This is a genomic window from Marinococcus sp. LNSP9103-4 (assembly GCF_056034345.1).
The window spans coordinates 1-11,610 of the sequence record NZ_JBQLIA010000029.1; the positions used below are offsets into that span (position 1 = coordinate 1).

12 protein-coding genes are annotated in these 11,610 nt (G+C 46.6%); all 12 read right to left on the reverse strand.

Going from position 1 to position 11,610, the window contains the following annotated elements:
- Nucleotides 1-514: 514 nt before the first annotated feature.
- The gene (locus tag ACTRXG_RS14905; RefSeq protein ID WP_474285703.1) at nt 515-1,492 is read right to left on the reverse strand and encodes a DUF3991 domain-containing protein; all 978 of its coding nucleotides are present in this window, start codon (nt 1,490-1,492) and stop codon (nt 515-517) included.
- A 16-nt stretch (nt 1,493-1,508) separates the two neighbouring features.
- Nucleotides 1,509-3,608 (reverse strand): ArdC-like ssDNA-binding domain-containing protein, encoded by a 2,100-nt coding sequence (locus ACTRXG_RS14910; RefSeq protein ID WP_474285705.1) that lies wholly within the window; start codon nt 3,606-3,608, stop codon nt 1,509-1,511.
- A gap of 17 nt (nt 3,609-3,625) precedes the next feature.
- A complete protein-coding gene (locus ACTRXG_RS14915) occupies nt 3,626-3,895 on the reverse strand; it encodes a hypothetical protein (protein ID WP_474285707.1) in 270 nt (89 codons plus the stop codon).
- The gene (locus tag ACTRXG_RS14920) at nt 3,892-4,347 is read right to left on the reverse strand and encodes a hypothetical protein (protein WP_474285708.1); all 456 of its coding nucleotides are present in this window, start codon (nt 4,345-4,347) and stop codon (nt 3,892-3,894) included. Before ACTRXG_RS14920 ends, ACTRXG_RS14915 begins: the two co-directional genes overlap by 4 nt.
- Nucleotides 4,344-5,528 carry a MobP2 family relaxase gene (gene mobP2 / locus ACTRXG_RS14925; RefSeq protein WP_474285709.1) on the reverse strand — a complete coding sequence of 395 codons (1,185 nt, stop codon included), beginning with the start codon at nt 5,526-5,528 and terminating at the stop codon, nt 4,344-4,346. The genes ACTRXG_RS14920 and mobP2 overlap by 4 nt, the downstream gene beginning before the upstream one ends.
- 3 nt (nt 5,529-5,531) lie before the next feature.
- A complete protein-coding gene (locus ACTRXG_RS14930) occupies nt 5,532-5,807 on the reverse strand; it encodes a hypothetical protein (RefSeq protein WP_474285710.1) in 276 nt (91 codons plus the stop codon).
- A 282-nt stretch (nt 5,808-6,089) separates the two neighbouring features.
- Nucleotides 6,090-6,950: a hypothetical protein gene (locus tag ACTRXG_RS14935; protein WP_474285711.1), complete on the reverse strand. Its 861-nt coding sequence runs from the start codon at nt 6,948-6,950 to the stop codon at nt 6,090-6,092.
- Nucleotides 6,940-7,536, reverse strand: coding sequence for a hypothetical protein (locus ACTRXG_RS14940; protein WP_474285713.1), 597 nt, complete (start codon nt 7,534-7,536; stop codon nt 6,940-6,942). Before ACTRXG_RS14940 ends, ACTRXG_RS14935 begins: the two co-directional genes overlap by 11 nt.
- Before the next feature lie 14 nt (nt 7,537-7,550).
- Nucleotides 7,551-8,657, reverse strand: coding sequence for a bifunctional lytic transglycosylase/C40 family peptidase (locus ACTRXG_RS14945; protein WP_474285715.1), 1,107 nt, complete (start codon nt 8,655-8,657; stop codon nt 7,551-7,553).
- A gap of 4 nt (nt 8,658-8,661) precedes the next feature.
- The gene (locus ACTRXG_RS14950; RefSeq protein ID WP_474285717.1) at nt 8,662-10,626 is read right to left on the reverse strand and encodes a VirB4 family type IV secretion system protein; all 1,965 of its coding nucleotides are present in this window, start codon (nt 10,624-10,626) and stop codon (nt 8,662-8,664) included.
- 3 nt (nt 10,627-10,629) lie between these two features.
- A complete protein-coding gene (locus tag ACTRXG_RS14955; RefSeq protein ID WP_474285718.1) occupies nt 10,630-11,277 on the reverse strand; it encodes a hypothetical protein in 648 nt (215 codons plus the stop codon).
- The gene (locus ACTRXG_RS14960; protein ID WP_022795082.1) at nt 11,278-11,601 is read right to left on the reverse strand and encodes a DUF5592 family protein; all 324 of its coding nucleotides are present in this window, start codon (nt 11,599-11,601) and stop codon (nt 11,278-11,280) included.
- Nucleotides 11,602-11,610: the final 9 nt, after the last annotated feature.

Sequence of the window (11,610 nt, forward strand, 5' to 3'; positions counted from 1 at the left end):
ACACCGCGCAGGCGATGCTTGTTTATGCGGTGATGAACCTCAAAAAACTCGCCACCTGGCGGTGGCGACAGACGTGCGCCGGCCGTGGGAGGCTTCTTTCTCCCTCAATGGCACAAACAAAGGCCTCCGAAATTCATTTTCGGAGGCCTTTGTCTACAATCTGAGCACTCCTAAATATGAAGGAGTGCTTTTTGCATAGTAAAAACTTTTTATATCACAGTATATACAGGGTGTCACTTTAGACGTTATTTTGCACCGTAAAATATGTGAATGGATTTATTACGCAAAATATCGACTAAAAATAGCGCGAAATTGCATTTAAAGGTACAGCCAGGTCCACTTGCTAAAAGTCTTGTTAGACCTGCCGCAAGAAAATAACTTAAAACCACGTTAAGAATAAGCGTTCTCTTATGAGTTTTATTCAAAAAAACAACTCCTTTTACAACCTATTCTTAATTTAATATATATTACCTTTTATTCAGTTTATTTATTACAGCAAGTGCCGATATTCCGGTTAAGATATTCCCATTGAAGGAGACGACTGTTTGGCTTTTGGCGGTTGATGTTGATTCTGGTTCTGTTGAAGCCCATGTTTCCGTTCCTCGTTCCAGTCTTTGGTGTTGGTGGGCCGATGATCGACAATCGCATTGGGATTGATATAGTCTTTTAATTTTTCGTGAAAATGTTCTCCGGCCGCATCGTTATCCACGGCCGAAATCACCTGCTTTACGTTGTGGCCGTCTGCTTTTAAGTCCTGTAATCCCCGTTTGACGGCCTGTATTTTCAAGCCACTCATGCTTTGCAATCGGGTATTCTGAACGTCTCCCTTTTTTTCCGACCAATAGGAAAGGGCATCTATCGGGCTTTCAAACAGCGCGATTTTATCAATATTTTTGCCAACATTGATCGCAAAACCGCCGTCCTCTGCCGAGTTTTTCACCACGCCTTTAAAATGCTTCCCGTTCTCCATCGGCCTTGTTCCCTGTCGATCAGCGCCGATCGTTTCCCCGTCCCGGTCCTTCCATTTCATCACGCAGTTATCTTTCCGGTCCTGCACGATCAAATCCTTGTTCAAGCACCAATCGACCACTCGTTCATCAATCTTTCGATCATTGACCAAGTAATCCCGGACATTGGAGGTATCGGCCACCTCGTAATGCGAAGGGTAGGAAAACGGCTCTTTCTCCACCTGTTGCACTGGCTGGCGGTCAAGCGCATATTCATGCTCGTTGATGCGCCGGACGGCATCGGGAAAGGAGAGATCGTGATAGGCCATCGCAAAATGAATCGCCCCGTACCCGCCTTCCTGTCGGCTGTTCCAGAAGTATTTTTCGCCCTGAATCACCAAGCTGTCATGCTCTTTAAGGTTGTAGTACGGAGGATTCCCGTTGCCTTGCTGTTCGACCTCGATGCCGTTCGCATCCAAGTAATCCATGATCGCCACGCTTTTGGCCTGTTCGATTTCTTCACTGTTTACCCGGCGGTTTGCCATGCGTTCTCCCTCCTTCCTACATGCTCATGCCGTTCTGTCGAACGGTTTTCCGGGTGGTGGTTTCTTCCACGGTTTCCTCTTTGGTGACGCTTTTCGTTCCTTCTTTCTCAAACGGCCACGTGGGTTCTTTCTCCGTGGTGGTTTCGCCTTTGAGCCGTTGTTCCAGTCGGTTCACGGTATCCACGGTCAGCACGTTCTGATCGACGGCCTGTTCTTTTAAAGATTCATAGGCTTGTTGGCTTTCCAGTCGATCAAGCACCATATGATGATCGAGGGTTTCCTGTCCTTCTTCTTTTTGTACATGATCTTGATACGTGGTATACGCCGATGCCAACTGGACGCTTTGATTGACTGCTGCCCGGTCCTGTTGGCGTTCTTGAACGTCCGTGGTAGTGGTTTGATGAATCGCTTCGGCTTTCTCCCCAGAGACATACCCGTGGTTATCTGCAAACGCCTGTACCTCCTCTCGTTGGCTTTCATAGAGTTCGGAATTATCCATACTGGTGTGTCCGGCTTTTTGTTCTTGAATCTTGACCGCCAAATCCTCAAAGGTCTGTTCAAAGGCTTCCGGCGTGTAAATCTTTTGCAGGTACGATTGATCGTTCAAATGCTCCCGGTGGACGGTGTACCCTTGTTTATTGAGTTCGGTATTCAAGTCGTGATATTCGCCGTTCCCCAAATCGAAACGTCCTGCCGTCACTACCTCTTGCCCGTGAGAAGCATCGACCGGGGTCATCATTTGAACTTTCGTTTTGTCGTACCCGATCTCTCCCATGCCGTCCATGTTGGCTTGAGCTAAGGCTTTATCCATATCGGGCAGAGACATCATATGCTTATCTATCCGGGCTTCCGACCATTCCACATAGGCTTTCGGTTCTTCGATGGACGGGTCTAAGATTTTCACGTTGTTATCTCCGGGAAGGGCCGGGTTTTTCAACGCATTAAAGGCTTCGACTTCCTGTTCTACGGTATCGTTTCGCACGTCTCCATGTTCGAGCAGATTATTGCCGTACCGATCTTCAAACGTGGACCGGAAGGTGGTTTCATCCATATCTCCGATCGTTTGAACGTTCCCATTGGTCACCACTTGATAGTCCTGGAATCGCTCTTGCAGTTCGTTGGTGCTTGCTTCTTGATACGTATGGTCGATCTGCAAATCATCTTCCAGATGCGTAATCATGTCATACGATGTATCTTTGACGCCTTGAAGCAATGCCACTTTGTCGGTTGTCGTATCATGCTGTTGGTTGTAGGTATGCAGATAATCAAGACTGTAATCACTCGTATCCAGTCCAAAATGCGTACTCACGGTATAGGCCGTCATTTCGGCTTGAAATTCCTTCTCCGAGTGCGGCAGGTCCTTCCCTTCCTTCTCCCGGCCATGCAGTTGAGCGTGAGCCACTTCATGCACTAAGGTTTTTACGTTTTGTAGTTCATCGTTCCGGGGGTTGAGTTGAATCGCTCGGTGAAAGGATGATGCCCCTCCGGGGCTGGCCTGCGTGTATTCGATGTATTGGCCTTTGGACGCCCCGAGTTCTTCCATCGGTTCGGAAAGCACTTCGACGTTCATGTTGTTTGCATACCGTTCCATCGAATCATAAAAGGCTTGATAGTTTTCGACCGAGCCTTCCAGCCATTTGTTTGGATAAATCTTCGGCAAATCGGCGGCCGTGGCGTTCGTTTGGGAAATATCGAACACGGCGGCCGTTTTATAATGCCGATGTTCCTGTACGTTGATTTCGCCCCGGTCGATCTTCGCTTTTTCCTCTTTCGTGGCCTTGTTCAGTCCCACCTGTTTGGTTTCACCGTTCTCTGTTCGTTCAAAGGTTTTGAACGGGGCCGGAACAAGAATCTTGCTTCCCTTTTCGCCTTTCTGAACGGAAAAGCCTTGTTCTTTCCAGAACTGAAAACCACCTACGGCGTTCGCTCCCGGAAACTGTTTTTGAATCAGTGTGGAGTTGCCGACCGAGTAATCATAGAACTTGCTCATGAAGTTCAAGTATTCTTTCATGTTGTCCGAGGACTGAAAATATCGATCCACTTGATCGTTTCGATCTTCGGTTAATTGTTCCACTTCCTGCCGCTTGGTTTCGGCTGATTTTTTCTTATAGGCCATGCGGTTGCCCTCCTTTGTTATTGCACGTATCCATCTTCATCCACGCCCACATCGAGATCTTTTAGAGCCGGATTATTGGCTTCGCCTTCCATCAGATCGCTATCCATCACCAGTCGTTTTTCGTCCAGATCAACCAACACATATTCCATATCTGTTTCCACCATCATCTGTTGCAGAAGGTCCATATCGTTGGCGTTTAACGGAATCACGATTTCTTCTTTTCCCATCGAAACGACCACATCGGTGTCTCCTATTTCTTTAATAAATCCAAACTCTAATCGGTTCATGTTTGTCCTCCTTGGGATTGATTTTGTTTCTTCTCATGTTCGGCTTTGCGTTGTTGCAAGTTAGCAATCCGTTCCGTCACTTCTTCTTGGGCCGTGGTATATGGTTTCGAGGTAAATTCACTGGTTGGCATAATGTCCGGGATATTATTGCTTACCATTAAGCCGTTCAACAGTTCCAGAATCACCTGCGAATTACGGTCCGTGTTGTTTACGCCCAGCTGTAACCGTTTGAAGTGTTTATGAAATTCCTGTTCAACTTTTCGGTTCATTTCCGACATCAACATGGACGTCACATGGTCACCTTTTTCTAAATCCATATGTTCCTTTTCATGCTCTAACAAGAGTTGGTCAATGACTTTGGCCTGTGAGGTTTCGTTTCGTTCTTCTTTTATTCGTTTGACATAAGCATCGGCTTCTTCGGATAAACGAACACGATTAATAACGCCACTCATAATGATTGCCCCTTTTGGTTGTTTTGAATATTTCGTTGCATCTGTTCATAAGCGTTCTGGTTCTGATAGCTGTTCAGTTCGGCATGGACCACTCGATTCAACCCGTACTGTATCTGGTTCAAAGCCCGGTTCTTCTGAAAGGTTACTCGCTTCTGGTTGGTGTTATAGGAACGTTGATTTTGTTCGATGCGTTTTTCCTTGTAATCATACGATTTTATTTCCTGTAAGAACGTGTTTCCCATCCGTTTATACAGATCATCTTTTTTGTTTTGCTTGTAATCTTTGTACCGGGATTCGTTGCCTTCCCCGTACACTTTTTTCAGCATCTTTTCTTCTTTATTGAGTTTTTGATCGAGCTGTTTCATTTCTTTGGGGAAGTTTTTTTGCAAGTATTTTTCCGTCAGTTTATCCAAGTCGGGTTTAACGTGATTGATATTTTGATACCCGTATTGCCAGTACCGTTTGTTTTCGGGCAGTTGCTTTTTGATCGCCAGAAAGTCTTTTTTCATGCCCCGGTCCATGCCTTTCATGGTTGGCTGTTCTTTCTTCTTATTCACGATTTTGTTTCGCATCAGATCATTAATGTCTTTGTGTTCAAACGAACGGTCTTGTATTTTATTCACGAACGTGGACCGCATCCCTTCCAACGATTTTAGTTTACGACTTCCCCGTTGATCGTCACTTGGTTCCGTATCCACGGAAGCCAGATGAATATGAATGTGTTCGGTGTTATGATGAACGGCCCCGGTCCACACCATCGTATCTTTAAAGTTATTTTTTTCGTGCATATCCGATACAGCTTCGCGCGTTATTTCTTTCAATTTCTTTTCATCTACGTGGTTCGTTTTCGGGTCATAGATGCCATTCTCTTGTAACCATTCATTATCAAAAGAAATGACGTCTTTGTACAAGATACTTCCTTTTTCCTGTCCTCGTTTGAACTGTTCTTGCACCTGTTCTTTTTCTTCGTTGGAAAGATCATCTTTGTATGGATTGAATAAGGAGGTGGCTTTCTGGTTATCATCCATATAGTGATTGTACGCAGCAAAATCCTGTTCGTTTTTGGCTTCTTCTCTATCCATATAATTGACGTAGTTCGAAAACCGTTTATCTCCCATTGTTTTTTTCGGCATCGAAAATTCGGAGGTCACAACAACGGCCGTTTTGCTTCCGAGTTCCATGTGTTACCCTTCCTCTCGTACAACATCCGTTTCGTCACTCATGCTTTCCAGCCATTCGTTTTGTCGTTGCATCTGTTCACTAAAATGGTTCAAGGCTTCGGTGTTTTTTTCTATTAATGTTTTGTACGCCTTATCGGTTTCATTCAGTTCTTTTTGCATCACATAGTTTTCGATCAATTCTTTTAAATAATGTTGCCGAGATAGTCCTCGTTGTTTGGCACGTTCGTCTATCGTTTTTACGACTGTTGGGCTTAATTCACGCAGTAGAATGTTCATCATTTTTGCTCCTTCCCTGTAACAAAATAACCCCAGTTCATGACAACCCCAGTGCAAAATCTAAAATCCAGAAAGAGCATAAGGGAAAAATGATATCACTTCGTGATATACCCGGCAGTGCCGGGTTTTTGTAGTGATATCGTAAAAATGGCCGTTGTTCACAGGTTTGTGAACAGATTGTTCACGGATGTGTGAACAAAATCGGGGGTTGTTCACGGATTTGTGAACAACAAAACCCCTTACTTTTACAGGGTCCCGGTCAAAAAATGACCGAAATCCTGTTTGTTATTGAAGCGAAATGCTTTCCTCTTTCTTGCGTTCGTTGTAACTGTCGATGCGTTCCTGTTCCATCTTTATTTGTTCATTTAACGCATCTATATCGCCCTGGAGCTGTTTCTTTTCCGTCTCTAGCGAGTTCAAATAACCGTCCGTTTCGGTCTGTTCTTCGTCCGTTTGATACTCTTTTTCCTGTTCCACTTGGTGCGCTTCTTCTTCGAGATCAGCGATCTCTTTCTTCAACGTTTGACGTTCCTCTTTCTTCGTTTGAATGGTTTGTTCCGTATCCTCAATGAGCGTGTTCATAATATATTTCACGTAGCCGTATTCATCACCGGAGGATATTTCTGCTTCTTCGACTTCCCGATAATCCGTATACAGTTGAACCACATTTTCGACTTCTTCCGTGGTCGATTCGGTATCCGCATCGGTGGCTGAATCGTCGTTTTCTTGTTCGGGTTGTTGGTCAATTTGAAGCAATACCTGTTCGTAATTCTTGTCTAATTGGCTGATTTCAAACACCGCATAGTCGTTCATCTGATACGTTTTTTTCACGGGAACTTCTTCGCCGTTCGACCGTTGACGGCTCACATACTGCAACGTTTCTTCTTTAAAACGGAGATCGTTCATGTCGATCACGACCTGCATTTTGTTCTTTTCTTTGTCATAAATCCAGTCCAATACTTCCACATCATCCGTGCCACTGGTGGTGATTTCTTCGCCAATCGGAGACGCCTGTACTTCGATCGTTTCCTCCATGTACATGTTCGAGGTGCTGAATGCAATAAATCCTAACAGCACCAAAGCTGTTATCACTCCGAACCATTTGCTGGTCTTTTTTCGTAAGTTCACCCGGTCTTTATTCAGCATCGAATCCTCCTTCCGTATCCGAAATATCTTCCATTTCTTGCGCTATCCATGTGCCATTTTCTCGTTCAAAATGCACTTTCATTAGCACCGAACTGGTTTCATCTACGTCCGTTTCCGTGTAATGCATCTGGTGATCGAGCCGCACAATCACTTGGGCCTGTTCGCTATCTTCCATGTTCTTAATGAAGTATTCTTCGTTCGCAATATCCGTGGTGACTTCGCCGCCCCCGTACATTTCTCCCGAGAAAAATCGGTCTTTCAGTTGGTCACTCATGACCCCTTCGGCTTTCTCCTGTTGCTTCTCATAATTGTCCGAGGTATGCACAAACGCCGTATTCATAAAAGTCTCCGTTTGGCTTTCCAGTTCATCGAAACGGGCTTCCCGTTCCGTCTTGGACTGATACTCGACCTGTTGTTCTAAGGCTTCATTTTCTTCTTCTAATTGGCTTACTTGGCTTTCTAATTCGTTCGCTTCGGCTTCCGTGGGAGCGTCCGTCTGGTTGTTAAAAAAGAAGAAGATATTGAATAGCAGCAGTAGAAATAAAAGGATGATTGAGAAGTATTTAAAGGTTTTGATCGTATCCATCCTGTCCCTCCTTGTTACGAAGAAATGCGTTTCACCCGGCCATTAAAATTGTCGCCCCAATAGCCGTCCTCCATGCTTTCAATCGCTACGCCTGTACTGCTTTGAGCGCCGATAAATTCCCCGTTGCCGACATAAATGCCAACGTGTCCGTCCAGTTTATAGGTATCGAAAAACACCAGATCGCCCGGTTTGGCGTTCGAATAATCGACCTTTTGGCCTTTGGTTTTGAGCGAATCCGTGTTCACCGAACCGAGGTTGCCGAGGTCCACCCCGACCTGTTCATACGCCCAATACACGAAACTCGAACAATCAAAAATGCCGTTCTGTTGGTCCCTTTTGGAACGGCCGCCGCCTAACACATACTCACTGTTATCAATCCATTTTTCCCCTACCTGTACGACTTCGGCCACGTCTCCATCTATCTGGGTGGTTGCCGTGTTCGTGACGTATTTCATCACCGCATCCACATAGCCAATGTCGCCGTAACATGCCCCGGTTTCCGCACTTTCGGGCCGGATGCACGAAAAGTTTCCACTGTCTTTCACCTTCTGATACTGCTGTTGTGAGAACTCAATCGCTAACTCTTTGGAGTATTCGCCGTCATTGTTGGCGTTCGCATAATCAATAAAACCGCCGCCGAAATTGTAACTCTGTAAGGCCAGCTTCACGTCTCCGTTGGCATCGTCTAACACCTTCGAGAAGTACCGGACGCCCTGTTCAATCGAGCGTTCCGGGTCATCAATCGTGTTCGGAGGAAGGCCCAGGGATTCGGACGACTGCATAATGTCGTCCACCCGGCCGCCGGATTCCTGCATGGATAGTGCCATGAGGACGTTGACGTGATCGCTAACCCCAAATTCCTCCGCATACTGTTCATAGACCGGGCGCAGGTTTTCAATTTTGGCCGAGATATTTTGCGTTCCTCCGGCCACAAATGTGCCGTTCCCTTCGCTGTCATTATTCGATGTCGTATCCATCATCACTTGAAAGAATCCAATCACCATCACCGTGAACAGGACGACCAGAAGCGCCGACAATCCGATGATGATACGCAGTTTGAGTGTGCCGAGTTTGAGTAATGCACCCCCGGCTTTGGCGGCTCCTTTGGCTACCGTGTTCATGGTCTTACGCCCCTCCTCCGAACAGGTCTAGTTCTTGATTGCTGACGTCCACTTTCATTTTGATGTTCTTCACGGACGAAATGGAAAGCACCACTTCCCCTTGCGATAAGTAGGGAATCTGCCCCAACTCTGAATCGTTGAGCTGTCCCGTGAATATCTCTTTCAACCGGGGCAGTGATTCACTATCCTGTTCGCCAATGAATTTGTACTGCGTGAGACTGAACAGCTTCTTCACTTCTTCAGCCGCACTCTGATCGGCCTTATCGGGAACAAAATCTTCAATGACGTGGCTCGCAAAGAACAGGCCGCCGAAATACTTCCGGGCTTCCCGCATGAAGGTTTGCAGGAACGTGACACCGTGTTCCGAGCCTTTGCGCGTATTAATGATGTGATGCGCTTCGTCTATCAAAATCAAGTACCGTACCGCATCCTCAAACCGCAGACGGTGTTTGTTAAAGGCTTGGAGTTGAGGTTGCCCGTTCCCCAGCATCCCGTCCCAAAGCATGTTCAACACATTAAACAGTTGGGCTTGAAAGACTTCGGCCGACAGCTCCGATAAGTTCCGCAGGTGAAACGCCACAAAGTCCTCTTTATCAAAGTCCATCAGACTGGAATGAGCGTTAAACAGGCGGCCGTAGGTTTCTTTGAGGTTCTTGATGTTGAGTTCAATGTTTTCCAGCCGTTCCCGGCGGTGAATACTCACGTCTTCATTGACGAGCTGATTGGGAATATCCGTGTACAGATCGGCCTGAATCATATCCAACAGATCGCTAAAGATCGGGTATTCATCCGGCCGCCGTTCGGTGATGTTGTTGGCTTCCGGCTCAATCTCGTCCGACCATAAGCCCTGTTCGATGTACAGGCGGCGCAGGGTATTCTGAAACTCTTTGATTTCCTCGTTCGTCACGTCCGGGCTGATGAACTGGTAAAACACCTGCAACTTGGAGAGGTGCTTCGCAAACGATGCTTCCTGTTTGATCGTTCCCTCGTCCGTGGTTTCCGACCGGTACACCTGCAACGGATTGATCGAGCCGTCCGAGCCGTCTAACGCAATGGTTTTGCCGTCCAATGCGTCGGCCAGTTCGCCAAATTCGCCCGTCACGTCCAGAATCCGTACCTTGTGGCCTTTGATCGCATTGTCGAGCGCCATTTTTTTGAGCAGCGTGGACTTTCCCGACCCCATCTTGCCGATCATTAAGGCATTGTAGAACTTGCGTTGCTTGTCTTTATGAAACAGATCAAAAATGACGTTCCCGTGGGTGTCGGTTGTGCCGTAGTGTGTCCCGAACGGGTCATCCAGAGACGTATAGTGAAACGGAAAGCCCCCGGCAAGGGATAAGGCCGGAAGTTCAATGCCCTTGCGTTTGTTGGGGTATTTCATTTGATGCGAAAAGGATTCAATCAGACTGCCCCACTCATACTCCTGTTCGTTCAGAAAGACCGACCCCCGGAAGTTCAAGGCTTCCAGATCATCAATGACTTTCTTTACGGTCACTTCCAGTTCATCGAGCGTCTTACTGGAAACATACAGCCGCAGGACAATGCGTTTCACGACTTCGCCCTGCCGAATTTCGTTGTAAATGCCGGAGAGTTCCTCGAACGATTCCGTGGCTTCGATCGCATCGGCCGTTTCTTTGGCCTGCATCGTCCGGGTTTTTTGTTCGGCCATGCTTTTGTTTAACTTCGACATGACCTCCCGGCGGTTCGGCGTGGCTACGTCCAGAGCCGCAATGACATTCGGCATGTTCATAATCTCTTCGAGCCAGAAGTCATTGACGATCGTTTGAAAGTCGTAAATATGCACGCACGTTTCGTAGCCGTCTCCTTTGCGGATATAGCTTTCGTTGAATTTGATGCCGCCCTGCGGCTGGATTTCGCTTAACAGCTCGCGGTTATAGCCCTCGGTTTTCCCTTGTTCCTGTTCTTCGTCTTTTGGCCCCCGTACTTTTTGCATGATGGATGCGAGCATGAGTTATCCCCTTTCGTGCGTATGACGGTTTTTGGAGTTCAAATTATTTAATTTATAGAGAATATTGATCTTCTTATCATCCGTGAGCCGAATCACCGGGGCCACGGCTTGCAGTTGGCCTTCCACTTCCGTGGACCGGGATTGAAGCGTGTATTCATCATCGGCATAGAGAAACAAGAAAAATTCCCGGTTGGTGCGGCGTTGTTCGATGAATTGGAGTTCCTGGAGCTTCTTTTCTAAAAATTGCCGATACTGCGGCTTGCTTGTTTGTTGGATTTTTTCAAGGATATGCCGTTGTTGCGTGGACGTATCCACCGGAAAATCAAACGGGATGATTTTAAAATCGTGATTGTACCACTGTAAAAAGGTCGCAAAGTGATAAATCTTTTTCGTCTTATCGCTTTCGTTCAAAGCGTATATATCGCTTGATTCGAGTTGCACAATATCCATGTAGCCTTTCTCGTCCGAGAGTTCCAGAAAGCCGTTGCCCGTGAGATCAATCACGGAAGCTAAATCGGCATAACTGGATTTTACTTTCGGCTTGGCTTCTTTTTTTCGTTTCTGGACTTGATCGCTTTCGACAAAGATCGCTGTGCCTTCATTGGGCTTTTTGCCAAACCAACGGCCTTTCTGATCGTTAAACAGGGCCATTTAGGATTCACTCCTTTGCGTGTCGTCCGGTTCGTCCACCGGAGAGTAATCAATCGCCGTGTACGTGTCTTTCCGGCGCATGATCGCATAGTACACGGCTTGATAGATGCGGCGTTTCGGGTTACTGGTAGGTCGAATAATTAAGAGCAGGGCCAGAAGCAACATGAAGGCGTAAAAGCCCCAGATCAAGTTGCCGTGGACCAGGTTGCTCATGACCATCGTGAACGGGATTAACCCGATCAGTAGAAGAAAGTCTGTCAGATACATCCATTTATTGATTTTCAGTTCGGTACTCATGTCTTTGGGGATGCGGTAAGACGCCATGTGCGGTCC